This window comes from Microvirga sp. RSM25, from assembly GCF_044784385.1.
GTDB lineage: Bacteria > Pseudomonadota > Alphaproteobacteria > Rhizobiales > Beijerinckiaceae > Microvirga > Microvirga tunisiensis.
This window is the reverse complement of sequence record NZ_CP173039.1, coordinates 3,595,066-3,621,673: the sequence shown is the minus strand read 5'-3', so window position 1 is coordinate 3,621,673 and position 26,608 is coordinate 3,595,066. Positions and strand designations below refer to the sequence as shown.

Annotated in this window: 25 protein-coding genes and 2 pseudogenes; 9 read left to right on the top strand and 18 right to left on the bottom strand. The window is 64.9% G+C overall.

Translation table 11 applies throughout. The features are described from left to right. Window positions 1–3: 3 nt before the first annotated feature. The 3 genes from ACD578_RS17275 to ACD578_RS17265 are packed head-to-tail and all read right to left on the bottom strand — an operon-like array spanning window position 4 to window position 2,638. Window positions 4–792, bottom strand: a complete 789-nt coding sequence (locus ACD578_RS17275; RefSeq protein WP_404286910.1) for an ABC transporter ATP-binding protein — start codon at window positions 790–792, stop codon at window positions 4–6. Beyond that, complete coding sequence (locus ACD578_RS17270; RefSeq protein WP_404286908.1) at window positions 792–1,646, bottom strand: ABC transporter permease; 855 nt, start codon at window positions 1,644–1,646, stop codon at window positions 792–794. Before ACD578_RS17270 ends, ACD578_RS17275 begins: the two co-directional genes overlap by 1 nt. A 23-nt stretch (window positions 1,647–1,669) precedes the next feature. Continuing rightward, window positions 1,670–2,638: an aliphatic sulfonate ABC transporter substrate-binding protein gene (locus tag ACD578_RS17265; protein WP_152711042.1), complete on the bottom strand. Its 969-nt coding sequence runs from the start codon at window positions 2,636–2,638 to the stop codon at window positions 1,670–1,672. A gap of 262 nt (window positions 2,639–2,900) precedes the next feature. On the opposite strand from ACD578_RS17265, the pseudogene ACD578_RS17260 reads away from it, so the two are divergent. The 3 genes and pseudogenes from ACD578_RS17260 (at window position 2,901) to ACD578_RS17250 (ending at window position 7,261) form a co-directional block, all read left to right on the top strand. Further along, window positions 2,901–5,650 (top strand): annotated as a pseudogene (locus ACD578_RS17260) ([protein-PII] uridylyltransferase). A 64-nt stretch (window positions 5,651–5,714) separates the two neighbouring features. After that, window positions 5,715–6,338: a nucleotide exchange factor GrpE gene (gene grpE, locus ACD578_RS17255; RefSeq protein WP_404286906.1), complete on the top strand. Its 624-nt coding sequence runs from the start codon at window positions 5,715–5,717 to the stop codon at window positions 6,336–6,338. Window positions 6,339–6,625: 287 nt separating this feature from the next. After that, complete coding sequence (locus ACD578_RS17250) at window positions 6,626–7,261, top strand: trimeric intracellular cation channel family protein (protein WP_404286904.1); 636 nt, start codon at window positions 6,626–6,628, stop codon at window positions 7,259–7,261. On the opposite strand, the gene ACD578_RS17245 is transcribed toward ACD578_RS17250, so the two are convergent. The 10 genes from ACD578_RS17245 to dnaK form a co-directional block, all read right to left on the bottom strand. After that, a complete protein-coding gene (locus ACD578_RS17245; protein WP_404286902.1) occupies window positions 7,258–8,196 on the bottom strand; it encodes a hypothetical protein in 939 nt (312 codons plus the stop codon). The two genes, ACD578_RS17250 and ACD578_RS17245, sit on opposite strands and share 4 nt — an antisense overlap. Window positions 8,197–8,241: 45 nt before the next feature. Further along, on the bottom strand, window positions 8,242–8,862 hold the full coding sequence (locus ACD578_RS17240) for an alpha-ketoglutarate-dependent dioxygenase AlkB family protein (RefSeq protein ID WP_404286900.1): 621 nt from the start codon (window positions 8,860–8,862) through the stop codon (window positions 8,242–8,244). A gap of 161 nt (window positions 8,863–9,023) precedes the next feature. Then, window positions 9,024–9,644: a 2,3-bisphosphoglycerate-dependent phosphoglycerate mutase gene (locus ACD578_RS17235; RefSeq protein ID WP_262031884.1), complete on the bottom strand. Its 621-nt coding sequence runs from the start codon at window positions 9,642–9,644 to the stop codon at window positions 9,024–9,026. Between the two features lie 39 nt (window positions 9,645–9,683). Next, window positions 9,684–10,490, bottom strand: a complete 807-nt coding sequence (gene dapB, locus ACD578_RS17230) for a 4-hydroxy-tetrahydrodipicolinate reductase (RefSeq protein WP_404293913.1) — start codon at window positions 10,488–10,490, stop codon at window positions 9,684–9,686. A gap of 296 nt (window positions 10,491–10,786) precedes the next feature. Beyond that, entirely contained in the window at window positions 10,787–11,089 is a 303-nt protein-coding gene (locus ACD578_RS17225) for a DUF1330 domain-containing protein (protein WP_404286898.1), read from the bottom strand. A 4-nt stretch (window positions 11,090–11,093) separates the two neighbouring features. Continuing rightward, window positions 11,094–11,381: a DUF1330 domain-containing protein gene (locus ACD578_RS17220; protein WP_404286896.1), complete on the bottom strand. Its 288-nt coding sequence runs from the start codon at window positions 11,379–11,381 to the stop codon at window positions 11,094–11,096. A 54-nt stretch (window positions 11,382–11,435) separates the two neighbouring features. Further along, window positions 11,436–12,164, bottom strand: coding sequence for an orotidine-5'-phosphate decarboxylase (gene pyrF, locus ACD578_RS17215; protein ID WP_404286894.1), 729 nt, complete (start codon window positions 12,162–12,164; stop codon window positions 11,436–11,438). Window positions 12,165–12,172: 8 nt separating this feature from the next. Further along, window positions 12,173–12,796, bottom strand: coding sequence for a class I SAM-dependent methyltransferase (locus tag ACD578_RS17210; RefSeq protein WP_404286892.1), 624 nt, complete (start codon window positions 12,794–12,796; stop codon window positions 12,173–12,175). A 182-nt stretch (window positions 12,797–12,978) separates the two neighbouring features. Continuing rightward, window positions 12,979–14,130 (bottom strand): molecular chaperone DnaJ, encoded by a 1,152-nt coding sequence (gene dnaJ, locus ACD578_RS17205; protein ID WP_152710976.1) that lies wholly within the window; start codon window positions 14,128–14,130, stop codon window positions 12,979–12,981. Between the two features lie 205 nt (window positions 14,131–14,335). Beyond that, window positions 14,336–16,255, bottom strand: a complete 1,920-nt coding sequence (dnaK, locus tag ACD578_RS17200; RefSeq protein ID WP_152710975.1) for a molecular chaperone DnaK — start codon at window positions 16,253–16,255, stop codon at window positions 14,336–14,338. Window positions 16,256–16,620: 365 nt separating this feature from the next. Between dnaK and ACD578_RS17195 the strand changes: the two genes are divergently transcribed. After that, window positions 16,621–17,064: a GFA family protein gene (locus tag ACD578_RS17195; protein WP_404286889.1), complete on the top strand. Its 444-nt coding sequence runs from the start codon at window positions 16,621–16,623 to the stop codon at window positions 17,062–17,064. Window positions 17,065–17,217: 153 nt separating this feature from the next. Further along, entirely contained in the window at window positions 17,218–17,652 is a 435-nt protein-coding gene (locus tag ACD578_RS17190; protein ID WP_404286887.1) for a hypothetical protein, read from the top strand. 60 nt (window positions 17,653–17,712) lie between these two features. On the opposite strand, the gene ACD578_RS17185 is transcribed toward ACD578_RS17190, so the two are convergent. Together ACD578_RS17185 and ACD578_RS17180 are read right to left on the bottom strand one after the other, a co-directional pair. After that, a complete protein-coding gene (locus ACD578_RS17185) occupies window positions 17,713–18,621 on the bottom strand; it encodes a methylated-DNA--[protein]-cysteine S-methyltransferase (RefSeq protein WP_404286885.1) in 909 nt (302 codons plus the stop codon). Window positions 18,622–19,541: 920 nt separating this feature from the next. Continuing rightward, on the bottom strand, window positions 19,542–20,051 hold the full coding sequence (locus ACD578_RS17180; protein ID WP_404286883.1) for a DUF2244 domain-containing protein: 510 nt from the start codon (window positions 20,049–20,051) through the stop codon (window positions 19,542–19,544). A 20-nt stretch (window positions 20,052–20,071) separates the two neighbouring features. Here ACD578_RS17180 and nth point away from each other — a divergent pair, with 20 nt between their 5' ends. Then, on the top strand, window positions 20,072–20,815 hold the full coding sequence (gene nth / locus ACD578_RS17175) for an endonuclease III (RefSeq protein ID WP_404286881.1): 744 nt from the start codon (window positions 20,072–20,074) through the stop codon (window positions 20,813–20,815). 111 nt (window positions 20,816–20,926) lie between these two features. Then, on the top strand, window positions 20,927–21,229 hold the full coding sequence (locus ACD578_RS17170; protein ID WP_404286879.1) for a hypothetical protein: 303 nt from the start codon (window positions 20,927–20,929) through the stop codon (window positions 21,227–21,229). Here ACD578_RS17170 and ACD578_RS17165 read toward each other — a convergent pair. Beyond that, window positions 21,220–22,017: an undecaprenyl-diphosphate phosphatase gene (locus tag ACD578_RS17165; RefSeq protein ID WP_404286877.1), complete on the bottom strand. Its 798-nt coding sequence runs from the start codon at window positions 22,015–22,017 to the stop codon at window positions 21,220–21,222. The genes ACD578_RS17170 and ACD578_RS17165 overlap by 10 nt on opposite strands. Window positions 22,018–22,196: 179 nt before the next feature. Here ACD578_RS17165 and ACD578_RS17160 point away from each other — a divergent pair, with 179 nt between their 5' ends. Next, window positions 22,197–22,889, top strand: coding sequence for a glutathione S-transferase family protein (locus tag ACD578_RS17160; RefSeq protein ID WP_404286875.1), 693 nt, complete (start codon window positions 22,197–22,199; stop codon window positions 22,887–22,889). Between the two features lie 83 nt (window positions 22,890–22,972). Further along, the gene (gene queG, locus ACD578_RS17155) at window positions 22,973–24,031 is read left to right on the top strand and encodes a tRNA epoxyqueuosine(34) reductase QueG (protein ID WP_404293912.1); all 1,059 of its coding nucleotides are present in this window, start codon (window positions 22,973–22,975) and stop codon (window positions 24,029–24,031) included. A 4-nt stretch (window positions 24,032–24,035) separates the two neighbouring features. Here the strand turns inward: queG and ACD578_RS17150 are convergent, their stop codons facing one another. Beyond that, complete coding sequence (locus tag ACD578_RS17150; protein WP_404286873.1) at window positions 24,036–24,968, bottom strand: GNAT family N-acetyltransferase; 933 nt, start codon at window positions 24,966–24,968, stop codon at window positions 24,036–24,038. A gap of 178 nt (window positions 24,969–25,146) precedes the next feature. Then, window positions 25,147–26,460 (bottom strand): annotated as a pseudogene (locus ACD578_RS17145) (YifB family Mg chelatase-like AAA ATPase); the annotation flags it as partial. Window positions 26,461–26,608 lie beyond the last annotated feature (148 nt).

Genomic DNA, 26,608 nt, shown 5'->3' with positions numbered 1-26,608 from the left:
TTCCTACCACCACAGCGCGGCGGCCTGGCGGTCGCGCTCACGCTGAGGCTGCAATTGCGGAGCTTTGAGCGAATGGTCCAGGGCCGTCAAGACGCGGCGCACGGAGGTCTCGAAGGGAAGGCCCGTCTTGTCGCGCGGCCGCGAGAGGGTCAGCGGCAGTTCGTCGAAGATCCGGCCCGGCTTCGGTTGCATGACGATGGACCGGTCGGCGAGCGTCACGGCCTCCTGCACGTCGTGCGTGACGAGCACGACCGTCGGGCGCGTCTCCTCCCACAGCCCGAGCAGATGCTCGTGCAGGCTCGCGCGGGTGAAGGCATCAAGCGCCGAGAAGGGCTCGTCGAGGAGCAGAACCTTCGGATTCGTCACGAAGGCGCGCGCGATGGAGACGCGCTGCTGCTGGCCGCCCGACAGGTCGCGCGGCCAGCGGTCGGCATGTTCGATCAGGCCGATCTTGTCGAGCGCATGTGCGACGCGGGCCTTGCGCTCCGCTGCACTTACGCCGTCCAATCCGAAAGCGATGTTGTCCGAAACCGACAGCCAGGGCAGAAGGCGCGGCTCCTGGAACACGATGCCGACGTCTGGATGGGGCCCTGAGAGCACCTCGTCGTCGAGGCGGATCCGGCCTGCGCTTGCCTGGTCGAGACCGGCGATGAGGCGCAGCAACGTGGTCTTGCCGCAGCCCGAGCCGCCGATCAATGAGACGATCTCGCCTTCATGAACGGTGAGATTGATGTCGGACAGCGCGCGTGTGCCATCGGCGTAGGTCTTGGAGAGGTGTTCGAGATTCAGCATTACAACCTCTCCCGCACGGTGTCCTGCCAGCGCACGAGCGGCTTGGTGCCTGCAACGAGCAGGCTGTCGGCGATCTTGCCGAGCAGCGCGAAGGCGATGATCGCGGCGAGGATCTGGTCGGGCTTGCCCATCTGCTGCCCATCGACGAGCAGATAACCGAGGCCCTCGGATGCACCCATGAATTCCGCAGCGACAACGAACATGAAGCCGAGGCCGAGGCCCGAACGCAGCGCGATCACGGCCTCCGGCAGAACGGCGGGCAGCAGGATGCGGCGGGCCAGTTGAACCCGCGAGAGACGGAACACGTGGCCGACCTCCACGAGCTTGCGGTCGACGGAGAGGATCGCGCCCGCGATGCCGAGATAGACCGGAAAGAACACGCCGACGGCGATCAGTGCCACCTTGGATGCTTCGAAGATGCCGAGCCACAGAATGAACAGTGGCACCCAGGCGATGGAGGGAATCGCACGAAGAGCCTGCAGGGTCGGATCGAGCAATTGGCGGATGGTCTTGCTGGAGCCGGAGAGCGCACCCAGCACGATGCCGGCAACCGCGCCGATTACGAAGCCCACGAGGACGCGCCAGAGCGTCATCCAGGTGTGTGTCCACAATTCGCCGGTCTGAGCCAGGCCCCAGAGCGTCGCGATGATGCGGCTCGGCGGCGGAACGAGGCGTCCCTGCGCGAGGCCGAGCGCGACGACGGATTCCCAGAGAAGAGCGATGGCGATGGGTAAAAAAAAGCCGAGAAGGATGCGCCAGTCGAAGGCGCGTCGCTTCTCGGTCAAGGCAGGGGCCGCGAGAGCGGCGGCACCCTCATGGGAGGACCAGGCGTTGCTTGTGGCTTGGCCTGTCACGGCGCTCTCCCGTGATGAAGACATCAGCGCGATGCGGTGGCGAAACGGCGGTCGATGAGGGAATCGACGGCGGCGCGCACATTGGTTTCAGGGGTGATGACGCCGGCCTGCTGCAGGGCGAGGCCCGCGGCGAGGATCGTGTCGACCTGCGGCTGGCCGATGTTGGAATGGCTCAGCTCCGTGCGCTCGAGCTGGCGCTCGATCACCGGCTCGGCGAGCTTCGTGTAGGTGACGAGCGTCTTCTTCAGCTCGGCCGGGTTGGCGAGCGAGTACTTGCGGGCTTCCTCATAGGCCTTGAGCACGCGCTGCACGAGAGCCGGGTTGTCCTTGGCAAACGACTCGGAGACGTTCAGCACGCCCCAGGTGTTGGCGCCCGCATTGCGGTAGAAGAGCTGTGCGCCGCTTTCAACTTCGGCCGCTGCCATCAGCGGATCGAGGCCGGCCCAGGCATCCACGTCGCCGCGCTCGAGAGCGGTGCGGCCGTCCGGATGCTGCAGGAGAACGAGCTTCACGTCCTTCTCGGTGAGCTTGGCTTCCTGCAGGGCGCGAACCAGGAAGATGTGCGGATCGGTGCCGCGGGTCACGGCGACGCGCTTGCCCTTCAGGTCCTCGACCTTCGTGATGCCCGTATCCTTGCGGGTGACGAGCGCCGTCCATTCGGGGCGGGAATAGACATAGATCGACTTGATCGGGTTGCCGTTGATCTTGCCGATCAGGGCGGCGGCGCCGGCGGTGGAGCCGAAATCGATCGAGCCGGCATTGAGGAATTCGAGCGCCTTGTTGGAGCCGAGCGACTGCACCCAGCGCACGCTGATGCCGTCCTTCTCCAGTTCCTTCTCGAGGAAGCCTTTGTCCTTCAGGACCAGGCTGACCGGGTTGTAGGTGGCGTAATCGATACGGATTTCCTTCACCTGCGCGGACGCGACAGTCGCAAAGGAGGCAAGGCCTGTGGCGAGGGAGGCGGCGATCAGGAGACGGCGGGTCAGGCTCATTGCGTTCAGTCCCATGTTGTGCGCATGGGAGCTGGACCGTCAGGTCTTCGCGCGCCCGGCGCTTTAGCTGCACTTGTTTCGCGCCCGCAAGCTGCATGCTCAAATCGGCGCGTGTCCGGTTTATAGAACTCTACGTTTTTTATGTCAAACAGTATCTCTTATAAAGAACACACTATCGGTTTCGACGGATAATGCCAGTCCACCCTTGGGCGGAGGCCCGATCAAGTGATAAGTCAAACGGTTCCTCGTGCGCGGTTGTTCCATGACCATCCATAGCCCCAAGAGCGTCCTCGAAAGCCTCGGCAGTCAGCCGATCCGCGATGCGGCGGATCTGCGCGCCAAGCTAGTCCCCGAGTTGAAGAAGCTGCTCGACCGGGGCCATCAGGAGGCCCAGGAGAAGCTCCAGGACAGCCAAAACGGGCTCGTCTGCGCCCGCTATCTTTGCGAGCGGATGGACGAACTGGTCCATATCGTCCACGACGCCGTGGTTCAGCATCTCTATCCGGCGGCCAATCCTTCGGCCGGCGAGCGCTTGGCCGTCGTGGCGACTGGAGGCTATGGGCGCGGAACTCTGGCGCCAGGCTCCGATGTCGATCTCCTGTTCCTGCTGCCCTACAAGCAGACGGCCTGGGGCGAGAGCGTCGTCGAAGCGATACTCTACGTCCTCTGGGACCTGAAGCTGAAGGTCGGGCACGCGACCCGCTCGGTCGAGGAATGCCTGCGCGAGGCACATGCGGACATGACCATCCGGACCTCCCTGCTCGAGGCCCGCTTCCTCTTCGGCGACCGGGAGCTCTTCGATAATCTGGAGAAGCGCTTCGACCAGGAGATCGTCGCGACCACGGCGGCGGAGTTCGTGGACGCCAAGCTCAAGGAACGCGATGGCCGCGTCGCCAAGGCCGGCGCATCCCGCTACCTCGTCGAGCCGAACGTGAAGGACGGCAAGGGGGCTTGCGCGATCTCAATACGCTCTTCTGGATCGCGAAATACGTCTACCGGGTGAAGGAGCCCAGGGAACTGGTCAAGGCCGGGCTCTTCACGCAGGCGGAGTTCAATCTCTTCTCGCGCTGCGAGGAGTTCCTGTGGCGCGTGCGCTGCCACCTGCATTTCGTCACCGGCCGCGCGGAAGAGCGCCTGACCTTCGACCTGCAGCGCACCATTGCCGAGCGCCTCGGCTTTGCTCCGAGAGGCGGATTGTCGGCCGTCGAGCGCTTCATGAAAGCCTATTTTCTCATCGCCAAGGATGTGGGCGATCTCACCGCGATCGTCTGTGCCGAACTCGAGGCGCGCCAGACGAAGCGCCGCCCCATGCTCGACCGGATGTTCGGCCGCTTCCGCCGCCGCAGCGGCGGCGCGCTCGTGAGCGAGGGCTTCATCATCGACAACAACCGCCTCAACGTCGAAAACGAGGAGGCTTTCGAACGCGATCCGGTCAACCTGATCCGCCTGTTCTGGCTCGCCGACCGGCGCAACCTCGCCATTCATCCCGATGCGACGCGACGGGCCGCCCGCTCGCTCAAGCTCTTGGGACACAACGTGCGCAACGATCCGGAGGCCAACAAGCTCTTTCTGGAGATTCTTTCATCCAAGAACGCGCCGGAGGTGGTGCTGCGGCGCATGAACGAGACCGGTGTGCTCGGGCGTTTCATTCCGGATTTCGGCCGCATTGTCGCGATGATGCAGTTCAACATGTATCACCATTATACGGTGGACGAGCACCTGATCCGCTCGGTCGGCGTGCTCACCGAGATCGAGGCGGGCCAGCTCGGCAGCGAGCATCCGCTGGCGAACCAGATCTTTCCCACCATCCGCAACCGCCGTGCGCTCTACGTGGCGATGTTCCTGCACGACATCGCCAAGGGCCGGCCGGAGGATCATTCGGAAGCGGGTGCCGTGATCGCCCGCAAGCTCGGACCGCGCTTCGGACTCACCGAGGCTGAGACCGACACGGTGGCGTGGCTGGTCGAGCATCATCTTCTGATGTCGAACACGGCCCAGAGCCGCGATCTCTCGGATCCCGCCACCATCAAGAGCTTCGCCGAGGTCGTGCAGACCATGGAGCGCTTGAAGCTCCTGCTCGTGCTCACCATCGCCGATATCAAGGCCGTCGGCCCTGGCACCTGGACCGGCTGGAAGGGCCAGCTCCTGCGCAATCTCTACCAGGAAACGGAAGTGATCCTCGGCGGCGGCGCGGTGGATCTGGCCCGCTCCGAGCGGGTGCGCCTGGTGCAGGAGCAGCTGCGCGTCGAGCTGCCCGACTGGTCGGACGCCGAATTCGAGACATACGCTTCGCGCCACACACCGGGCTACTGGCTGAAGACCGACGAAACCCGGCGCGCCAAGCAGGCAAGGCTCCTGCGGGAATCCGACAAGGCTGGGCGCACGGTCACCACGGCCTACGAGACGGATCAGTTTCGCGGCGTGACCGAGCTCACCATCCTCTCGCCCGACCATCCGCGCCTCCTCGCCATCGTCACCGGCGCCTGCGCGGCGTCCGGCGGCAACATCGTCGATGCGCAGATCTTCACCACCACGGACGGAATCGCGCTCGACACCATCGTGCTCTCCCGCGCCTTCGACCGGGACGAGGACGAGCTGCGCCGGGCCGAGCGGGTCGCCAAGGCCATCGAGCGGGCCTTGAAGGGGGAGGTGAAGATCGCCGATCTCGTGGACGGCAAGCGCCCGGCCAAGGAGCGCTCCAAGGCCTTCCACGTGCCGCCGGAGGTGAGCATCGACAATTCCCTGTCGAACCGTCAGACGGTGATCGAGATCTCGGGCCTCGACCGGCCGGGCTTGCTCTACGATCTCACCACGGCCCTGGGGAAGCTCAACCTCAACATCGCGTCGGCCCATATCGTCACTTTCGGCGAAAAGGCCGTGGACGTGTTCTACGTGACGGACCTGACGGGCACCAAGATCACCCATGCGGGACGACAGGCCACCATCAGCCGCACCCTTCTCGACGTGTTCAAGTCTGAGGAAACCGAGCCTCTCCACCGGCGCAGCGCTTGATTTGTGGAGCAAGGGACCTGATATGTGGCCCGAACCTTTCTTTTCCCATTTTAGTTGATCGACCATGAATCCGAACGACACGGAAAACCAGAACGCGGCCCCGCAGGCCGAGCCCGCCAATGATGTCGCTCCCGAGGCGGCCTCCGCGCCTGAGGCCGATCCGATTGCCGTTCTCGAGGCCGAGAAGGCGGACCTGAAGGACAAGATGCTGCGCCTGATGGCCGATATGGAGAACCTGCGCCGCCGCACCGAGCGCGAGATCGCCGATGCCCGTACCTATGCCGTGGCGAACTTCGCCCGCGACATGCTCAACGTGGCGGACAATGTCCGCCGCGCCATCGAGAGCGTGCCGGAAGAGGCTCGCAGCACCGCCGAGGGTGCCTTCAAGGCCCTCATCGAGGGCATCGACCTCACCGAGCGCGACCTGCTGAAGAACCTCGAGCGCCATGGCGTGAAGAAGCTCGACCCGCAGGGCCAGAAGTTCGACCCGAACGTGCATCAGGCCATGTTCGAGATCCCCAACGCGGAAGTCCCGAACGGCACGGTCCTGCAGGTGGTCCAGTCCGGCTACGTCATCGGCGAGCGCGTCCTGCGCCCGGCCCTGGTCGGCGTCTCCAGGGGCGGCCCGAAGGCCGCGACCAACGGCAACGGCGCCGAGGCTGCGGATAATTCGTCGGCGGCTTCGTAAAGGATCGGTCAACGGCTTTTCTTGTGAACCGCATCCGCTTCACCTGAAAATGCTGTAAGCGAACACCCCAGCAGCCCTCATCCTGAAGGTCTGGCTTGTCAGTGAGGCCCCCGTCATGGCCGGCCTTGTGCCGGCCATCCCGATGCTGTGAAGCGCCGTGCTTTTCCAACCGAGATCACCGGCACAAGGCCGGTGATGACGCGGTAGGATGAGCGGGGAAACACGTGGCATTCCCTTTATGAGCCAGACACTCAGGATGAGATCTGGGATTATGGCAGGTGTTCCCGGTGGACTTCCTTCGAAGCATCCCTTTTGAAAGCATCGGCGTCGCCGTCTTCGCGCTGTCCGGCGCTTTGATGGCGGCCCGCAAGGGCATGGACCCGTTCGGGTTTGCGCTGCTGGCCACGCTCACGGGCGTCGGTGGCGGTACGATCCGGGATTTGCTCATCGGCACGCGGCCCGTGTTCTGGGTCGGCGATCCGACCGACGTGCTCGTCTGCCTGATCGTGGCGGAACTCGTCTTCGCCCTGGGCCCCAAGCGGGTGGCGATGTTGGAGGGCGGCCGACAGGGCCGCGTCCTCCTCTGGGCAGATGCCCTGGGTCTTGCCCTTTTCGCCGTCTCGGGCACCGGCAAGGCGCTGGCGGCCGGCGTTCCGGCGCTTTCCGCCGTCGCGCTCGGGACCACCACCGCCACCTTCGGCGGCATCATCCGCGATATCTTTGCCGGAACGACGCCCCTGGTGCTGCGTCAGGAGATCTATGTCACGGCCGCAGCCCTTGGCGCTTCGGTCATGGTCGCCCTGCAGGCAATAGGCCTCGATCCATTCCTAAGCGCCGCCGCTGGCTTCACGGCAGCCTTCTCCTTACGGGCGCTCGCCCTCCTGCGCGGCTGGTCGCTGCCGGCCTTTCCCCGCCGCGATTAAGGATTCAGGTCGACGCCGTCGATCATCGTCCGGAAGCGGGGCAGGTTCTGGTCGCGCTGCTCGACCCGAGTCAGGCCGACCATACGCACGTAACGGTCGGGCTCGAAGCGGATCGTCTGCATCACCACGATCGGCTGGCCCGATTCCGCCTCCACGGCCTTGGCGACGATCTCGTGCCAGTCCTGGCCCTTGAAGCGGAAGGACTCGGAACGCTCGATCTTGACGTCCTTGAGGATCTGGTTGGAGTTCAGGGCCGCATGGGCGAACTGGCTACGCCGCTCCGCCGGCGGAACCGGAACGTTGACGGTGGCCGCCATGATGACCATCGGCTGCTCGACCGCCTTGATCGTGTCCTGCGGCCCGTCGGTGAACAGGACCGAGTTGCCCGCCATCACCCGCACCGGGCGGAAACCGGCCTTGTCGCCGAGCCGGAAGGGCAGGGCGGAAAGTTGCTCTTCGATCGAGACCGGACCGCGCAGGGCGATGCTCTTCAAGGCCTCGCGCATCTGCGCCTCGCTGTAGCCGTCCTGGCCGCCGCGCACCTGCGCGATCACGAGGGCGGTGAGGTCCTCGTCCTTGACCGCCATCACCCATTTTCGGCCCTGAACGGGGCCCGCCATGGTGCCGCCGATCAGAACGCCCGTCTTGGCGCCGAGCTTCAGGGCTTCGCGCGAGGTTTCACTCAGGCCTTGGCGTTTCAGAGCATCCTTGGTGAGCCCGTTGACGAGCTGTGCATAAGCCGCGGCAGGCATTTCCACGAAGTTGATGGCCGCGGCCTTCTCCTCGCTCTCGAAGCCGCTGAAGCGCTTCGAGACCATCATGTTCGCAGGCGGGACGATGCCGATCCGCGAGGCCGGCGGATAGACGGGCTCGGCTGCGAGGGCGGCCTGAGCCGACAGGACGAGACCCAAGGCAGCGGCTGCAAAAGCTTTCATGGACGCCTCTTCGAAGGAAACCTGCAGGTAATCATGATCTTGAGGCTAAATCGCCTTCTCTACCTTGCGCAAGGTAAGATTGAGCCGCCCACCCTGCGGCAGCAGGTCCGAGCTTCCCGCTTTCAGCCGGTCGATGCCATGATAGATCAGCCGCGCGGGCCCGCCGAACACGATCGCGTCACCGGAGCGGAGCTTGATCGAGCGGGTGGGATCCTTCCGCTCCAGTCCGCCATAGCGAAAGAGCGCCGTATCGCCGAGGGACAGCGACACGACGGGCGCCGCGAACTCTTCCTCGTCCTTGTCCTGGTGCATCCCCATACGGGCCGTGGGCTCGTAGAAATTGACCAGGCAGGCATCGGGCGGATGCGGGTAGTCGCTCAATTCCTCCCAGGCGCGCAGCACCTGGTCCGGCATGGCGGGCCAGGGCTGGCCCGTTTCAGGATGCGTCGGCTGGTAGCGATAGCCCTCCACGTCCGACACCCAGCCGAGCGGCCCGCAATTGGTCATGCGCACGGAGAACGGCTTTCCCGTGCGCGGCATGCGCGGGGTGTAGAGCGGCGCCTGGCGCGTGATCTCGCGTAGGGATTGCAGCAGCCGCTCCTGCGCCGGACGGTCGAGGTAGTCGGGGTAGTAGGCGAGGCCGGGGCTAAGAGTGATGGGGGACATGGGATGATCTTGGCACGTGCGATCCTTGCACGTCATCACCGGCCTTGTGCCGGTGATCCCGATCTGAAAAGCACCGTGCATCACAGAAGCGAGACGGCCGGGACTGATCTCCGGATCAAGTCCGGGGACGGCCGTGACATGGAAGAGACGTTAAGGCCGTCTTACCCCTCCAGCACTTTCTTGTCGGCGACGGTGGTGTCGTCGTTGAGGGTGTAGACCAGCGGAATGCCCGTCGCGAGTTCGAGGCTCGGGATCGTCTCCGAGGTCAGACCGTCGAGCACCATCACCAGGGCGCGCAGGGAATTGCCGTGGGCTGCCACGAGCACGCGCTCGCCGCGCATCACGCGGGGCAGGATCTCGCGGATGTAGTACGGCAGCACGCGAGCCACGGTGTCCTTCAGGCTCTCGCCGCCGGGAGGGGGCACGTCGTAGGAGCGGCGCCAGACATGGACCTGCTCCTCACCCCAGCGGGCGCGGGCGTCGTCCTTGTTGAGACCGGAGAGATCACCGTAATCGCGCTCGTTCAGGGCCTGGTTCGCGATGGTCTTGAGATCGGGCTGGCCGATCTCTTCCAGGATCAGCTTGCAGGTGGCTTGAGCGCGCGACAGATCCGACGTGAAGGCGACGTCGAACTGGACGCCCATTTCCTTCAGGCGACGGCCGGCATTGCGCGCCTCCTCGATGCCGAGATCGGTGAGTCCCGGATCCTTCCAGCCGGTGAACAGGTTCTTGAGGTTCCATTCGCTCTGGCCGTGGCGTGCAAGGACGAGAAGGCGGTTCATGTCTTGGCGTCTCCGATTGATACTCGTGAATGGCGTGTTTTAGAGCCGATCGAGGCCAAGAACATCGGCCATGGTGTAAAACCCAGGCTTCTTGTCGAGACCCCAGAGAGCGGCCCTCACGGCGCCGCGGGCGAAGATGCTCCGGTCCTCGGCGCGGTGCGACAGTTCCAGGCGCTCGCCGGCGCCTGCAAAGATCACCGAATGCTCACCGACCACGGAGCCTCCACGCAAGGTGGCAAAGCCGATGTCGCCCGGATTGCGCGCGCCGGTATGGCCGTCGCGGCTGCGCACGGAGCGCTCCTTCAGCGAGATTTGGCGTCCCTCCGCGGCCGCTTCGCCGAGGAGGAGGGCGGTGCCCGAGGGCGCGTCCACCTTCATGCGGTGGTGCATTTCGAGAATCTCGATGTCGAAGTCTTCGCCCAGCGTCGCCGCCACCTTGCGCACGAGTCCCGCGAGCAGGTTCACGCCAAGCGACATGTTGCCGGACTGGATGATGCGCGCATGGCGCGCGGCCGCTTCCAGCTTGGTGAAATCGGGCTCCTGCAGGCCGGTGGTCCCGATCACATGCACGATGCGCGCCTGGGCGGCAAGCGCCGCGAAGGCGGTGGTGGCGGCAGGCGCCGTGAAATCGAGGACGCCGTCGGCCTGGGCGAACACGGTCAGCGGATCGTCGGTCACGTCCACGTCGAGCAGGCCGACCCCGGCGAGCAGACCGGCATCGTGCCCGAGCGCCGGAGAGCCTTCCCGCTCGATGGCGCCGACGAGGGTGCAGCCCTCGGTCTCGGCGACGGTTTTGATGAGCATGCGCCCCATGCGTCCGGCCGCACCTACCACGACGAGTCGCATCTCGCTCATGCCGCTCTCCTGTTGTTACGGGCTCAGGGTATAGCCGCTTGGAGTGCCGCTGAGAAGCGCGGAGGATAGAGCTCCTCTTGTCATCCCCGGCGGTCCGCAGGACCGGGAAGCGGGATCCAATGACACGCTTGGCGCTATGGATTCCCTTTCCCTCCGCTTCGCTCCGACCGGGAATGACATCCGCCGCGTCATGGCCGGGCCTGTCCCGGCCATCTCGATCAGAAAAGCACTGCGTCTCTCATCATCGGGATCACCGGCACAAGGCCGGCCATGGCGGTCGAGAGAGCTCACCCCGGCTGAGGCCCTTCGTAGCCCTCGATGATGATGATGTCGGCAACGGCATGACCGTCACGCTCGGCTTTTGCCGCCTGGTATTCGGGCGAGTCCCAGCATTCCAATGCCGCTTCGTAGGTCGGGAACTCGATCACCACGTTGCGGGCGCGGGCATCGCCCTCGGCGACACGGTACTGGCCGCCGCGCACCAGGAAACGGGCGCCGTATTTGGCGAAAGGCACGGCGTTGGCCTTCACGTAGTTCTGATAGGCGTCGGGGTTCGAGACGTCGACGCGACCGATCCAATAGCCCTTCATCGCTTCAGGCTCCTTCGACGAGAACGAACTCGGCCACGCAGGCGCCTTCGCGCTTGGCCTTGGCCGCCTGATATTCCGGCGAGTGATAATAGGTCCGGGCCTGCTCGACGGAGTCGAACTCGATCACCACGTTGCGGGGCCGTGCCTCACCCTCCAGCGCCTCGTACGCGCCGCCGCGCACCAGCGGGCGCCCGCCATATTGGCGGATCGCCTCCGTCGCGCCCTTGGCGTATTCCGCGTAGGCATCGGGGTTCGTGACTGTCACGCGGGCAATGACATAGCCTTTGGGCATGAGGCGCTCCTCTTGGTTTCGGGGGAGGCAGCGAACGCCAGAGGGCCGTTATCGTCAAGCCTTCACGTCGACGATTTCCCGCATAATCGCTTCCGCGGCCGCACGCGGATCCGCGGCCTTCACGATGGGGCGGCCGACCACGAGGTGGTTGGCGCCAAGGCGAATGCCCTCGGCAGGCGTCACGATGCGCTTCTGGTCGCCCGCATCCGCACCCGCAGGCCGGATGCCGGGCGTGACGATGAGGCGGCCGGGGCCGACGATGGAGCGCACGCGCTCCGCTTCCGTCGCGGCGCAGACGATGCCGTCGACATTGAGGTCACGCGCCTGTGCCGCGCGGCGGGCGACGAGTTCCGCAGCCGTGACGGGGGCGTACCCCGCCTCGACGAGATCGTTGTCGTCGTAAGAAGTGAGCACGGTCACGGCGAGGATTTTCAGATCCGTTCCGGCTTTTCCAGCGACGGCCGCGCGCATGGTCTGCGGATAGGCGTGGACCGTCAGGAACGTGGCGCCGAGGCGGGTCACAGAGCGCACGCCTTCCTCCACCGTGTTGCCGATGTCGTGGAGCTTGAGGTCGAGAAAGACCTTCTTGCCCTGTCCGATCAGATCCCGGGCGAACTCGAAGCCGCCCGCATAGGCGAGCTGATAGCCGATCTTGTAGAAGGTGCCGGCGTCCCCGATACGGTCGACGACGGAGCGGGCCTCCTCGACGGAGGGGACGTCGAGACCGATGATGAGCTTGTCGCGAATGTCTCCTGCGGGAACGGGATTCGTCGAAAGAGACATCGCAGCGCTCATGGATGGGTGACCTTGTTGTAGATCCAGACGCGGGCCGGGGGCAGGTTGCGCCAGATCCGGTTGGAGGCTTTGGCTTTGTAGGCCTGCGAGCGCGCCGGGATCGGCGGCACCACCGCATAGGTGAACTGGATGAAGGGCGCGTTGGGGTGCATCATCCCCTGAGCGGCTTCCAGGAGCTCCAGGCGCTGGTCCATGGGCTTGGTGAAGAGCGGCAGGCTGGACACGGTGGCGGCCGCCGGCTCCTTCAGGATACCGGAGAGCGTTTCCTTCAGATCGTAGGCATCGCCCTGGATGATCGTCGCCTTGGGAAAGCGCCGCTTCAGGAGCTGACAGAATTCAGGGCTGTATTCGATGAGGACCAACCGCTCCTGTGCCACGCCGCGCCGGATCAAGGCGTCGGTCACCGGTCCCGTGCCGGGGCCGAGCTCGATGACGGGACCGGGAATGCGCGGATCCACATAGGAGGCCATGGTCCTGGCCAGGATCTTGCCGGAAGGGGTGACAGCGCCGACGACGAGTGGCCGTTCGAGCCAGGAGCGCAGGAACCGGGCCTCGTCCTGGAAACGATCCTTCTTGAGGGGGATTTTCCGGGCCGTTGGCCGTTGGAACGACTGAAGCACTGATCAGGACCCCTTGTGCGACGGATCACGTTGGCTGTTTAGAACCCCGAAGCCTCGGACCCAAAAGTGGAGGCCACTTTTGGGATTAATCCGATGCTTCTCATTTAACGGGCGCATCGTCTAGAGCGGAAAAACCAGATCCACTTTTTCCGCACGATGCGCTGAGGAAAACGACCGTCAAGTTAAGTTGATCCACCCAGTCCGTCGATAAACTCCCGGAAGCGCGAGAAAAAGCCGGAGCTTTCCGGGTGGTTTTCCTTGGAGCATTCCTGATCGAACTCCGTCAGGAGCTCGCGCTGGCGCTTGGTGAGCTTCTGCGGAGTTTCCACAACAACCTGGATGTAGAGGTCGCCCACGTCCCGCGAGCGCAGCACCGGCATGCCTTTTCCCTTGAGGCGGAACTGCTTGCCGGTCTGGGTGCCCTCGGGAACCTTCACGAGCGCGTCGGTGCCGCTGAGCGTCGGAACGCTGAACTCGCCGCCGAGCGCCGCCGTCACCATGGAGATCGGAACCCGGCAGAACAGGTCCGCCCCGTCGCGCTGGTAGAACGGATGGGGTTTCAGGGACAGGAAGATGTAGAGATCGCCCGGAGGTCCGCCGCGCAGGCCAGCCTCGCCTTCACCCGCGAGGCGAATGCGTGTGCCGTCCTCGACGCCCGCCGGAATGTTGACCGAGAGGGTGCGCTCCCGGGTGACACGACCCGCGCCGCCGCATTGGCCGCAAGGATCGTCGATGACCTCGCCGCGCCCGTGGCAGTTGGGGCAGGTGCGCTCGATGGAGAAGAAGCCCTGCGTCGCCCGCACCCGGCCCGCGCCGCCGCAGGTGGGGCAGGCCTTGGGCTTGGAGCCCGGCTTCGCGCCGGATCCGGAGCAGGCCTCGCAGGTGATGGAGGTCGGGATCTTCAGCTCGGCGGTCTTGCCGTTATAGGCCTCGTCGAGAGAGATCTCGAGGTTGTAGCGCATGTCGGCGCCGCGCTCGCGTCCGCCGCCGGCTCCACGCCCGCGCCCGCTGCCGCGCCCGGCATCGCCGAAGAAATTCTCGAAGATGTCCGACATGAAGTCGGAGAAGTCGCCGCCGAAGCCCGGTCCGCCGCCGCCCGGTCCGCCATTGGCGAAGGCGGCATGGCCGAAGCGGTCGTAGGCCGCGCGCTTCTGACCGTCGGAGAGGGTCTGGTAGGCCTCGTTGAGTTCCTTGAACTTGACCTCGGCTTCGTGGTCGCCCGGGTTGCGGTCCGGGTGGTACTGCATCGCGAGCTTGCGGAAGGCGGATTTCATCTCCGCTTCGGTCGCGGTCCGCGAGACGCCGAGAACCTCGTAATAATCGCGCTTGGACATATCAGGCGCCCCTGGGAGCGGTTGGCCGCTCCATTATGCTGCCGGACCGTTTCGCACGCGTCCAAAAGGGAAATGCTCCGGCGTTCTCTGCCGAAGGATTGCGAAAATCGGTTGGTTGATCGGTCATTATTGTGTCGAGCCCATTCATGAAAACGGCACCCGGTCATGAAACCGGGTGCCGAATTCCTCAAAGAGCGCTCATGTTTTAAGCGCGCTTTTTCTTGTCGCCCTCGTCGACTTCCTGGAAGTCGGCGTCGATGACGTCGTCCTTCGGGGCGGCCTCGCCCTCGGGCTGCGGCTCGCCGCCTTCGCCGGCCGCGGCTTGAGCCGCATACATGGCCTCGCCGAGCTTCATGGACGCCTGCATCAGGTCCGTGGTGCGGGCCTTGATGACCTCGGCATCCTCGCCGGCGAGCGCCTGGCGGAGCGCGTCGATGGCAGTCGTGATGCCCTGCTTGTCGCCCTCCGAGACCTTGTCGCCGTATTCGGTCAGCGACTTCTCGGTGGCATGGATCAGGCTTTCGCCCTGGTTCTTGGCCTCGACGAGCTCGCGGCGCTTCTTGTCTTCCTCGGCGTGAGCCTCGGCGTCCTTCACCATCTTCTCAATGTCGGTGTCGGACAGACCGCCGGAAGCCTGGATGCGGATCTGGTGCTCCTTGGCCGTAGCCTTGTCCTTCGCCGTGACGTTCACGATGCCGTTCGCGTCGATGTCGAAGGTCACCTCGATCTGCGGCACGCCGCGGGGTGCGGGCGGAATGCCCACGAGGTCGAACTGGCCGAGCAGCTTGTTGTCCGCCGCCATTTCGCGCTCGCCCTGGAAGACGCGGATCGTCACCGCGTTCTGGTTGTCTTCCGCGGTCGAGAACACCTGGCTCTTCTTCGTCGGGATCGTCGTGTTGCGGTCGATCAGACGGGTGAACACGCCGCCGAGCGTCTCGATGCCGAGCGACAGCGGAGTCACGTCGAGGAGCAGCACGTCCTTCACGTCGCCCTGGAGCACGCCGGCCTGGATTGCCGCGCCGATGGCCACGACCTCATCCGGGTTGACGCCCTTGTGGGGCTCCTTGCCGAAGAAGGTCTTCACCACTTCCTGGATCTTCGGCATGCGGGTCATGCCGCCGACCAGAACCACCTCGTCGATGTCACCGGCCGAGATGCCGGCATCCTTGAGCGCCTTGCGGCAGGGCTCGATGGTCTTCTGCACGAGATCGTCGACGAGCTGCTCGAACTTGGCGCGCGAGAGCTTGAGGGCGAGGTGCTTCGGACCGGAGGCATCGGCCGTGATGTAGGGCAGGTTGATCTCGGTCTGAGACGCGGAGGAAAGCTCGATCTTGGCCTTCTCGGCGGCTTCCTTCAGACGCTGCAGGGCGAGCTTGTCCTTGGTCAGGTCGATGCCCTGCTCCTTCTTGAACTCGGCCGCCAGGTACTCGACGAGGCGCATGTCGAAGTCCTCGCCGCCGAGGAAGGTGTCGCCGTTGGTGGACTTCACCTCGAACACGCCGTCGCCGATCTCGAGGACCGACACGTCGAAGGTGCCGCCGCCGAGGTCGTAGACCGCGATCATGCCGGTCTGCTTCTTGTCCAGGCCATAGGCCAGGGCGGCCGCAGTCGGCTCGTTGATGATGCGCAGGACCTCGAGGCCGGCGATCCTGCCGGCGTCCTTGGTCGCCTGACGCTGGGCGTCGTTGAAGTAGGCCGGAACCGTGATGACGGCCTGCGTGACCGGCTGCCCGAGATACGACTCGGCGGTCTCCTTCATCTTCTGAAGGGTGAAGGCGGAGATCTGCGAGGGCGAGTATTGCTTGCCGTCGGCCTCGACCCAGGCGTCGCCGTTCGGACCCTTGATGATGTGATAGGGAACGAGGCCCATGTCCTTCTTGGTCATGGGGTCGTCGAAGGTGCGCCCGATCAGGCGCTTGATGGCGAAGAAGGTGCGCGACGGGTTCGTGACCGCCTGGCGCTTGGCCGGCTGGCCGACGAGGCGCTCGCCTTCGTCCGTGAAGGCCACGATGGACGGGGTCGTCCGGGCGCCTTCCGCGTTTTCGATGACCTTGGGCGTCGTGCCTTCCATGACAGCGACGCAGGAATTGGTAGTGCCGAGGTCGATACCGATGACCTTACCCATGGCGGGATCCCTCACTTTCAAGCAGACCGCCGAGCCCTAAAAGCAGCCCGGCCCATGGCTTACATGTTGATGACTAAATGCCAGAGCCGTCTCAACCCGAGCCGTACCCTGTGCTGGCGCTGATATAAGAAGGGGTTTTCTAGGCTGCAAGACAATCCTGAAGGCTAGATTGCCTCATTTTGTCGGAGTCGGGGCCTGTTGCATGGCTGCAATGGGGGGAACTCCTGGCTCGGTCCGGGCGAAATCCCTGTACGGAGACATGATACGTCGTTGCGGCGGCACGGTTTCGCGACGGCGAGATTTTCAGACCTATCTAGGCCAGGATTCTTCTCTAGGCCAGGAATCTTCGCAAGACGGGAGCGGTCATGGGAACGTCGAAGGAAACATATTCCCTCAAGGGCGGCTGCCAATGCGGCCAGGTGCGGTACGAACTCACGAATGTGCCGCACGAGATCTATGTCTGCCACTGCCGGGAGTGCCAGAAGCAATCGGCCTCGGCCTTCGGGATTTCGGTCGTCGCCCGCAGCGCCGATGTCCGGCTCCTGACCGGCAGGCTCGACCGCTGGACCCGTCCGACCGATTCCGGGCGATCCCTGACCTGCTTCTTCTGCCCGGATTGCGGCTCACGCGTGTGGCATGGGGACAAGGAGCGGGAGGATGAGGTCAGCCTCAAGGGAGGCTCCCTCGACGAGCCGGTCGATCTGACCGATGCGATCCACATCTGGACCTCCCGCAAGCTGAGGGGTGTGATCATCCCCGAGGGCAGCCGGCAATATCCGGGAGAGCCCGATAAGGCTAAGCTTGCTTAATGCAAGCAACCTCGTGGAGCCTGCAGGCGGTCAGATCTGCGATCTGGCCCATCGTCGCACCACTTTGCCCTGCCGCCTGAACCTAAACCGCCTGCTGCCGGCTTCGCCGCGTTTCTGCGTGTCCACGGTCGTTTCCTGGGGTAGGATAGGATTTTGTCGCGTTCTCCCGACGCTCCGACGAGCGCCATTCACCTGTCCCCGTGGAAGCGGCCCATGTCGATCAGGCTTTTCCTCTCTGCGATCCTTCTCTCGATAGGGTTCAACTCCCCGGCCGAAGCCCATGACATCTACTCGCACCTGTTGGATTCATGGGGAAACAGCTGTTGCAACGACAAGGATTGCCGGCCGGCGCCCTACCGGGTGACCCCGGCAGGCGTGCAGATGCTCGTCGACGGGGAATGGGTCGAGGTGCCGGGCTACACGATCCAGTACCGTGCGCTGGGCGGGGATTCCGGTGAAACGGGCGGAGGGCATTGGTGCGGTCGCGTCTACCAGAAGGTGGACAACAGCGTGTTCCATGTCACGCAATGCGCGGTGCTGCCGCCGAGCACCGCGGCGCTGTTGCCCCCTGAGCCGGGCAGCCCATAGGGGCAACAGGTGGTCGAAACGCGACCCTTCCCACCCTTCCCCAAGTGTCTGGCGCGAATCCTAAGCCGCTGCCCCACCCAAGGCCTTCCCTGCCTCCCAGCCCAGGATCGCCTGTTTGCGGGTGAGACCCCAATGGTAGCCGGTGAGCGCTCCGGAGCGGCCGAGCACCCGGTGGCATGGGACCACGAAGGAGACCGGGTTCTTGCCGACCGCCGCGCCGACCGCCCGGCAGGCGGCGGGCTTGCCGATATGGCGGGCGATGTCGGAATAGGTGGTGGCCTTGTCGCGAGGGATGCGCAGCAGGGTCTGCCAGACCCGGACCTCGAAATCCGTCCCGATGAGGACCACCCGCAGGGGCTGCTCCGCCTGCCATTGCGACGGATTGAAGATGCGCCGCGCCAGCGGGGCGGTGGCGGCCTCGTCCTCCACATACTCAGCTTTCGGCCAGCGGCGGGTCAGGTCCGAGAGGGCTGCCTGCCGGTCGCCGTCATCCACGAAGCCGAGGCCGGCAAGCCCCCGGTCGGTTGCGATCAGGACCGCCTCGCCGAAGGGCGAGGGGTGAAAGCCGAAGCGCATGGTGAGGCCTGAGCCGCCCGCCTTGTAATCCCCCGGCGTCATGGCCTCGTGGGTCACGAACAGGTCGTGCAGCCGGGCCGGTCCCGAGAGGCCGACCTCGTAGGTGGCATCGAGCACGCTGGCGGAATCCGAGAGCAGCGCCTTGGCGTTGTCGAGGGTCAGCGCCTGCAGGAACGCCTTCGGGCTCAGGCCCGCCCAGCGCCGGAAGAGATGGTGCACATGGGTGGTGGACAGGCCGACATGATCGGCGATCGCCTCCAGCGAGGGCTGATCGCGCCAGCGCTCCGAGATGAACGCGATGATCCGGCGCACCCGCTCGTAATCCGAATGAGGCTCGTCCGGCACGGTGATCGCGCCCGGTTCGATGGTGATGTCGCGCAAGATATTGAGCATGACTCTGAATCCTTATTGGCGATCATCCTAGCGAGCCGGGGAGGGAGGCGACACCCGATTTCTGTGGCGCTCGCCACGTGCCCAACCGTCCTTTCGGGACCGTGGAGAAGAGGCGCGATCGGTGAGCGCGTATGCCGCCTCTCCCTTTTGCGAACAGGGAAACGCAGTCGCGTGTCATCCCCGGCGAGCGTCAGCGAGGGAAGGGGATTCACAGTCCTGCGCCGAGCTGATGGATTCCCTTCCCCTCCGCTGCGCTTCGGCCGGGAATGACACCTTCCCCGTCATGGCCGTCCCCGGACGTGATCCGGGGATCAGTCCCGGCCATCCCGCTTTCAGACTCATCACCCTCATCCTGAGGAGCCGCTGCAAGCGGCGTCTCGAAGGAGGAGTTCAGTGCTCTTCCGGACCCTCCTTCGAGACGCAGCCTCACGGCTGCTCCTCAGGATGAGGGTGAGCGAGACGATCGGGATCACGGCCCTGGACACTCTCTGCCGTCATGGCCGGGCTTGTGCCGGCCATCCCGATCCGGTGAGGTGCTTCGCTTTACGGATCGGGATCACCGGGACGAGCCCGGTGATGACGGAGAGGGTGAGATGGTATGTTCTCACTTTGTTCTTAACACTGTGTACCATCTGGACTCGGCCCGTGCTCATCCGGCCCGACGGGGGCGCGCTCGCGAGGCGTCGCAAGAGTGGGGCGGGGAGCGGTCCTGCAGCAGGCCTCGCACGCCGGTTGGCGGGAGGCCCTTGGCAGCCCTGGGCTGGTCCAAGTCTAAACGCCTAAAAGTCCCGCGTGCGAGGCGCCGTCCGGCTCTTCCCATTCCACCATACCCGTCGAGCCGGGCTGCCCGTCGCACCACCCTCGATCATCCCCACGGCTCAGGGCTCCCAAGCCCTGGGCCTACGGGTGCTGGAACATTCTCAATGACCCCGCTTCACATCCGCCAGGGCCCGGCTGAGAGCCTCCGCCAGGGTCTCCCGCTCCGGCGGGGACAGGTCGCGGGCGATGACCACGTGCTCGCTGCGGGAGGTGAGCGAGAGTCTCTGCATGCCGTATTCGTCGTCGACCTCGCGGTCGAGGCGGGTCCAGAGCGGGTTGAACTGCCAGTCCTGCACCTCGCCCCGCGGACCCACCTTGCGGAAGAGAAGGCGGATCGGCGTCAGTTCCAGAAGCTCGAAGGCCTCGGCCTGGCGGTAGCTGATGCGGAAGGCGATGTAGAGACCGAGGAAATCGAGGCCGAAGAAGCCCACCACCGGCCAGAAGCCCATGAGCATGAAGGGCAGGCTCGCCACCACGGATACGAGGCAGACGAGCCCCATGACGATCTTGAAGCCCTGCGGGCTCAACGACCGGTGCGGGCGGATCACGGCCGAGAACACCGGCTGCTCGAACCGGTCGATCTCGCCACATGTCGCTTTGCCGCTTGCCATGCCTTAAGTATAACGCAGAAATGTCCGATCTGAAGCCGTCCTCCCGCCGCACCGCCAAGCCGAAAGCAAAGCCCGCCGTTCCGGCGAAGAAAGTCGGGAAGGCCCTGCGGGCCCGTACCCCGAAGCCCGTCGATCGGGCGACGATGATCGAGATCTTCCGTCGCCTGCACGCGGCCAATCCCGAGCCGAAGGGCGAGCTCGACTACACCAATCCCTACACCCTGCTCGTGGCCGTGGCGCTCTCGGCGCAATCGACCGATGTCGGTGTCAACAAGGCCACACGCGCTCTCTTTCCCATCGCCGATACACCGCAGAAGATGCTCGATCTCGGCGAGGAAAGCCTGCGCCAGCACATCAGAACGCTCAACTTCTTCAACACCAAGGCGAAGAACGTCATGGCGACGGCCAGGCGCCTCGTGGAGGAGTTCGGCGGCGCGGTGCCCAATTCCGTCGAGATCCTGGAGACCCTGCCGGGCGTCGGGCGCAAGACCGCGAGCGTCGTGGTCAACATCGCCTTCGGCGATCCGCGCGTTGCCGTCGACACGCATATCTTCCGCGTCACCAACCGGCTGCCGCTGGCGATCACGAAGACGCCGCTCGAAACCCAGGTGGCGCTCGAGGGCCTGATCCCGGACGAGTTCCGGCTCCATGCCCATCACTGGCTGATCCTGCACGGCCGCTACATTTGCAAGGCGCGTCGGCCCGAATGCTGGCGCTGCCCGGTGAACGATCTGTGCCGCTACCCGGACAAGACGATTCCTTAGGTCGATACGTCGTTTCGGTCCCTTCCACGTCAGCACCGGACTCGTGCCGGTGATCCCGATCAGGAAAGCGCGGCGCTTCACGGAAGCGGGGTGGCCGGCACAAGGCCGGCCATGACGGAGAGGCTGAAAGTCGGTGGATGTGTCGCGATCCTCTACCGCCTCAAACAGCGCGGAGCGCCTCGGCTGCAGGCGATCCCAGGCGTCGAGCAGGCGAGACCTCCCGGCGTCCGAGAGCAGACCACGCAGCTGTCGGTCCATTCGAGGCAGGCGGGATCCGGTGGCCCGTCCTGCGTGGCAGGAGGCGGTCCGGCATTCGCCCCCGCAATCACCGCGAGGATCACCATCAGCAGCGCGACCGCGATGGAGAGAGTAACCGCGAGGGCCTCGTCGCGCGGTGGCATCGATCAGCCGTAGACAATCAGGCCGGCGAGGCCCGCGGCACCGACGAGGATGCGCCAATAGGCGAAGGGCGTGAAGCCGTGGCGGGAGACGTAATCCAGGAGCAGTCTCACCACGAGCAGCGCCGCGATGAAGGCGGAGATGAAGCCGGCCCCGATGATCGCCGCGTCGTTGGCGGAGAGGAATTTGTAGTTCTTCAACAGATCGTAGGTGAAGGCGCCGGCCATGGTCGGCATGGCGAGGAAGAACGAGAATTCCGCCGCCGCGCGCTTCGATGCTCCCATCAGCATGGCACCGACGATGGTGGCGCCGGAGCGGGAGACGCCGGGGACCATGGCGGCGCATTGGATGAGGCCGATCTTGAAATACATCGACAGGGGAAACCGGGTCGCGTCGGTCTTGGTCGCCTCCAGCGGCATGCGGTCGATGGCGAGAAGCACGAAGCCGCCGACGATCAGGGTTGTGCACACGATCCAGGGATCGAACAGCACCTCCTTGATGAAGCCGTGCAGCACGGCGCCGATCACGGCTGCAGGCAGGAAAGCGATGAGAACGCCGGTGACGAAATGGCGCGCCATCGGATCGTGCGGCAGAGCCTTGGCGATGGACCAGAGCTTGTTGAAGTAGACCGACAGGATCGCCAGGATCGCGCCGAGCTGGATCAGAACCTCGAAGGTCTTGCCTGTCGACTCGAAGCCGAGGAAGTGGCCGACGAGGAGCAGATGGCCCGTGGAGGAGACCGGAAGAAATTCCGTCAGACCTTCGATGAGGCCAAGAAAGAGCGCCTCGATGATTTGCGACATCGTTGAAAATCCTGAAAACGGCGCCAGATGCGGGAGCTATCTCAAATCTGTCAAGCAAGGTTTGCGTTGCCGGCGTAACCCTTCTGCATCACGGACATGAGATTCACCAATATTCCTTACCAACCCTTAACGAAGCACGGCCTTATTCTCGCCCCCTGTTTCGCGTCACTCATAGATTCATGGCCATCCTGCATTCTTATCCGTTTTGCCCGCAGTCGCGGTTCGCGCGTCTTATCTTCGCGGAGCTCGGCCTCGAGCCGGAAATGGTCGAGGAGAAGCCGTGGGATCGGCGCATTCCCTATCTCGAGATCAACCCGGCCGGAAACCTGCCGCTTTTCATCGACGATAACGGGCTCGCCGTGGCGGGGCCCATGAGCCTTGCGGAGTATCTCGACGAGACGCGCGGCGAGGATCTGAGGGATCGGCGCTTCCTGCCGCGGGATCTCGCGCCGAGGGTCGAGGTCCGCCGCCTGCTCGATTGGTTTCTGGTCAAGTTTCACGGCGAGGTCTCGGATTACCTCGCCACAGAAAAGATCTACAAGCGGTTCATGCCTATCGAACTGGGAGGCGGTCCGCCGGACATGGGCACGATTCGCGCAGCCCAGACCAATGTGCGATATCATCTCAAATATATCGGTTTTCTGATTTCCAAGCGGAATTGGCTCGCCGGCGACCAGATGACCTATGCGGATCTGGCGGCGGCGGCCCATCTGTCGGTAGTGGATTATCTCGGCGACGTGCCATGGGACGAGGACGAAACAGCGAAGCATTGGTATGCCAGGATCAAGTCCCGGCCGTCATTTCGCGCGCTCCTCGCGGACCGAGTGCCGGGGATGGCACCGGCGGAGCATTACGACGACCTCGACTTCTAGACGGCGAGACGCTGAAGCAGGCCTTCGTCGAACGCGCCAAGACGCTCGGCTTCGATACGGTCCGCATCGCCAAGCCTGATGCGATCCCGCTCGCACCTGAGCGGCTCAAGGCCTGGCTCAAGGCCGGCCATCACGGCTCGATGGAGTGGATGGCCGAGACGGCCGAGCGGCGTGCCGATCCGCGCATGCTCTGGCCGGAGGTGCGCAGCGTCATCCTGCTCGGGCTGAATTACGGTCCCACGGGGGATCCGCTGGCCGAGTTGGCCCTGAAGGATCGCGGCTACATCTCGGTCTATGCCCGCAACCGCGATTACCACGACGTGATCAAGGGCAAGCTCAAGGAGGCGGCGGGCTTCCTCGCGTCGAAGGCGTCGTCCGACGTGAAGGTCTTCGTCGACACGGCGCCGGTCATGGAAAAGCCGCTCGCGGAGGCCGCAGGGCTCGGATGGCAGGGCAAGCATACGGTCGTCGTCTCGCGCGAGTTCGGCGACTGGCTGTTCCTGGGCGCCATCTTCACCACGGCGGAGCTGCCCGCCGACGAGCCGGAGCGCGATCGTTGCGGCTCGTGCCGCCGCTGCCTGGACATCTGCCCGACGAACGCCTTCCCCGCGCCCTATCAGCTCGATGCGAGGCGCTGCATCTCGTATCTCACCATCGAGCACAAGGGCCATATCCCGGAAGAGCTGCGCCCAGGAATCGGCAACCGGATCTTCGGTTGCGACGATTGCCTCGCCGTCTGTCCCTGGAACAAGTTCGCCCAAGCGGGACGCGAGGCGCGGCTCGTGCAGCGGGAGGATCTGGCAGCGCTGCCGCTCAAGGAACTGGCGCAACTCGACGATCCCGCCTTCCGCGTCCGTTTCGCCGGCACGCCGGTCAAGCGCACCGGGCGCGACCGGTTCATCCGCAACGTGCTCATCGCCATCGGCAATTCGGGCGATGCCGCCTTGGCTGACGAAGCATTACGCCTTCTCGACGATGCCTCGCCGCTCGCGCGGGCCATGGCGGTCTGGGCCATCGGTCGCCTGCTACCCTCGGAGGCTGTTGCCCGTCACGCTGCCGAGCGGCTGGAACACGAGGACGATCCGGACGTGCGCGAGGAATGGCGCCGCGCCGTGGCTGCACCCATTGAGGCTGTGACTTAAGTCTTCAGGCCGCGTGGCGGTTCGCCGCCGATCCGAAATGGTCGATATAGCGCGGGTTGATCGCCGAGACGGGTAGCAGGACGAGTACGTCCGTGGTGCCGAACTGCCGGTCGATCACCGCTCCCGTGCCAAAGGTCGCCCCCAGGCGGAGATAGCCCTTGATCAGGGGCGGCAGGGCATGAAGCGCGGCCTTGGGATCGATGGCCTCCTTGGGCAGGATGTCCATCGCCGTGAAACGCTGCGGCAGGGCGCAGGCCTGCCACTCGGCGGGAGCGGCGGCGTAGTGGTGCAGGAAGCTTAAAGGGAGCGCCAGGTCCTGCGGTTCCGTGCCCTCGAGGCTCGCGCAGCCCATCATCACGTCGATGCGGTGATGCAGGACGTAAGCCCAGATACCGTGCCAGAGCAGTTCAACCGTGCGCTTGTTGCGATAGGCTTCGAGGACGCAGGAACGTCCGAGCTCGAGGAAACGCAAATTGGAGTGTGCGTTGAGGAGGGGAGCGATGTCGTATTCGCCCCGGGTGTAGAAGCCGCCGTGGCGGTTGGCCACATCCTGGCGCAGCAGGCGATAGGTGCCCACCACCTTCGGCTTGGCAGGGCGGAAGGCTTTGGGCTTCACGTCATGGTCGAGCACGAGGAGATGGTCGCAGATGACGTCATAGGCATCTACGTCGCGGCGCGAAATCAGAGAAGCGCCATTGGGAGACGCCGACATCTCCTTGTAGAAAACCTTGAAGCGCAGGCGCTGGGCTCTTCGGATCTCCCGGGTCGTCGTCGCGAGACGCACCTCGAGCGAACCGATCCGGCCGAGCACGGGATCGAGGCTGCCGTAATCGCGGACGGTTTTGTCGGCCCCCGGAATGAGCTTGCTGAAGCCAAGCGGGCGCGAATTCAGCGAAGCGGGCCGAGTGGCCGTCTCATTCAACGGAGAATAATTCATCGCTGCCTCACAGGCTCGTGTCCAGGAGCGCGGTGCGGCCTCCGTGCTGCCCCGCTTCCACCATGACATAAAACCCATTTCAAACTGTTTTGTGACAGAAAACATAATTGTCCCGGCGGAAAATTTCGAGAGTGGCGTGAGCTTCCACAAGGAGGCAGTAGAGCACCATTGCTGGCGCTCACGCAGCCGCCGGCCGCCGATCGGCATGAGCGCGGTAGGACAGGGCCTCGGCCAGGTGAATGCGCCGCACGCGATCCTCCCCATCGAGATCGGCGAGCGTGCGTCCAACCTTCAGCACGCGATGAAAGCCGCGGGCCGACAGGCGCATGGCGTTGGCGGCGTCGCGAATGAGGGTCAGGCCCTCCGGGTCGGGCTGGGCTACCTCCTCCAGAAGCGCCGGCGGGCAGGCCGCATTGGTCAGGATGCTCTCCAGATTCAGGTCGGCATAGCGCTTCGCTTGCCGCTCACGGGCTCGGGCGACACGCGCCGCCACGTCGGCCGAGCCCTCCGCGGGCGGCGGCAGGATCAGGTCGGCCGCCGTGACCGCCGGAACGTCGATGGCGAGATCGATGCGGTCGAGGAGCGGGCCCGAGAGCCGCGCCTGATATTGCGCGATGCAGCGCTCGTTCGGCTGGCGGCGGCAGACATAGCCGGGCTCGGTGGCCTGGCCGCAGCGGCAGGGGTTCATGGCGGCGACGAGCTGGAACCGGGCCGGATAGGTGACGCGGTGGTTGGCCCGGGCGATCAGGATCTCTCCGGCCTCCAGCGGCTGGCGCAGCGAATCGAGCACCTGGGGCTGGAACTCCGGCAATTCGTCGAGGAAGAGCACGCCGTGATGCGCCAAAGAGGCCTCGCCCGGACGTGCATTGAGACCGCCGCCGACAAGCGCCGCCATGGAGGCCGAGTGGTGCGGAGCCCGGAACGGACGGCGATTGGAAAGAGCGCCGTCCGCCAGAAGACCGGCCACCGACTGGATCATCGAGACTTCCAGCAATTCCCGTGGCGAAAGCGGTGGCAGGATGGACGGGAGGCGCTGGGCGAGCATGGATTTGCCAGCCCCGGGAGGACCGTTCATCAGGAGATTATGCGATCCGGCTGCCGCGATCTCGAGAGTGCGTTTCGCGCTTTCCTGGCCCTTGATGTCGCGCAGGTCGGGCAGCGAGCCGGAGGCCGGCATGATGGCGGGTTCCGGCCGCGCCATCACCTGAGTGCCCTTGAAGTGGTTGGCGAGCTGGATCAGCGAGCGCGGCGCCAGGATCTCGATGTCGCTGCTGGCCCAGGCGGCTTCCGAGCCGCAGGCCTCGGGGCAGATCAGCCCATGCTCGCGCTGATAGGCCGCCATGGCGGCGGGCAAGGCGCCGGCGACCGACGTGATGGAGCCGTCGAGCGCCAGTTCCCCAAGCACGGTAAAGCCGTTGAGGGCATCCGCCGGAATGGCCCCGATGGCGGCCATGACACCAAGTGCAATGGGAAGATCGTAATGGCTGCTTTTGACGTATGTGCCCAGACCTACTCTTAAGAGGGCTGCAATGGTGGCTCAGGTGAGGAGCCGCATGACGTGCGAGCTGGTTAGGGTTGCACGCACGTCATGCGGCGGATTCAGAAAACACCTCCAAGCCAGATGGCACCCGCTGGGTTAG

What these genes read in the sequence shown, in the direction of transcription:
- ACD578_RS17180 (WP_404286883.1), bottom strand. Translation starts at nt 20,051, where the DNA reads ATGGCAAGCGGCAAAGCGACATGTGGCGAGATCGACCGGTTCGAGCAG.
- ACD578_RS17195 (WP_404286889.1), top strand. Translation starts at nt 16,621, where the DNA reads ATGGGAACGTCGAAGGAAACATATTCCCTCAAGGGCGGCTGCCAATGC.
- ACD578_RS17245 (WP_404286902.1), bottom strand. Translation starts at nt 8,196, where the DNA reads ATGAAAGCTTTTGCAGCCGCTGCCTTGGGTCTCGTCCTGTCGGCTCAG.
- nth (WP_404286881.1), top strand. Translation starts at nt 20,072, where the DNA reads ATGTCCGATCTGAAGCCGTCCTCCCGCCGCACCGCCAAGCCGAAAGCA.
- ACD578_RS17275 (WP_404286910.1), bottom strand. Translation starts at nt 792, where the DNA reads ATGCTGAATCTCGAACACCTCTCCAAGACCTACGCCGATGGCACACGC.
- ACD578_RS17265 (WP_152711042.1), bottom strand. Translation starts at nt 2,638, where the DNA reads ATGAGCCTGACCCGCCGTCTCCTGATCGCCGCCTCCCTCGCCACAGGC.
- pyrF (WP_404286894.1), bottom strand. Translation starts at nt 12,164, where the DNA reads ATGTCTCTTTCGACGAATCCCGTTCCCGCAGGAGACATTCGCGACAAG.
- grpE (WP_404286906.1), top strand. Translation starts at nt 5,715, where the DNA reads ATGAATCCGAACGACACGGAAAACCAGAACGCGGCCCCGCAGGCCGAG.
- ACD578_RS17170 (WP_404286879.1), top strand. Translation starts at nt 20,927, where the DNA reads ATGACGGAGAGGCTGAAAGTCGGTGGATGTGTCGCGATCCTCTACCGC.
- dapB (WP_404293913.1), bottom strand. Translation starts at nt 10,490, where the DNA reads ATGCGACTCGTCGTGGTAGGTGCGGCCGGACGCATGGGGCGCATGCTC.
- dnaJ (WP_152710976.1), bottom strand. Translation starts at nt 14,130, where the DNA reads ATGTCCAAGCGCGATTATTACGAGGTTCTCGGCGTCTCGCGGACCGCG.
- ACD578_RS17225 (WP_404286898.1), bottom strand. Translation starts at nt 11,089, where the DNA reads ATGAAGGGCTATTGGATCGGTCGCGTCGACGTCTCGAACCCCGACGCC.
- ACD578_RS17150 (WP_404286873.1), bottom strand. Translation starts at nt 24,968, where the DNA reads ATGAATTATTCTCCGTTGAATGAGACGGCCACTCGGCCCGCTTCGCTG.
- ACD578_RS17240 (WP_404286900.1), bottom strand. Translation starts at nt 8,862, where the DNA reads ATGTCCCCCATCACTCTTAGCCCCGGCCTCGCCTACTACCCCGACTAC.
- ACD578_RS17160 (WP_404286875.1), top strand. Translation starts at nt 22,197, where the DNA reads ATGGCCATCCTGCATTCTTATCCGTTTTGCCCGCAGTCGCGGTTCGCG.
- ACD578_RS17220 (WP_404286896.1), bottom strand. Translation starts at nt 11,381, where the DNA reads ATGCCCAAAGGCTATGTCATTGCCCGCGTGACAGTCACGAACCCCGAT.
- ACD578_RS17185 (WP_404286885.1), bottom strand. Translation starts at nt 18,621, where the DNA reads ATGCTCAATATCTTGCGCGACATCACCATCGAACCGGGCGCGATCACC.
- ACD578_RS17235 (WP_262031884.1), bottom strand. Translation starts at nt 9,644, where the DNA reads ATGAACCGCCTTCTCGTCCTTGCACGCCACGGCCAGAGCGAATGGAAC.
- dnaK (WP_152710975.1), bottom strand. Translation starts at nt 16,255, where the DNA reads ATGGGTAAGGTCATCGGTATCGACCTCGGCACTACCAATTCCTGCGTC.
- ACD578_RS17165 (WP_404286877.1), bottom strand. Translation starts at nt 22,017, where the DNA reads ATGTCGCAAATCATCGAGGCGCTCTTTCTTGGCCTCATCGAAGGTCTG.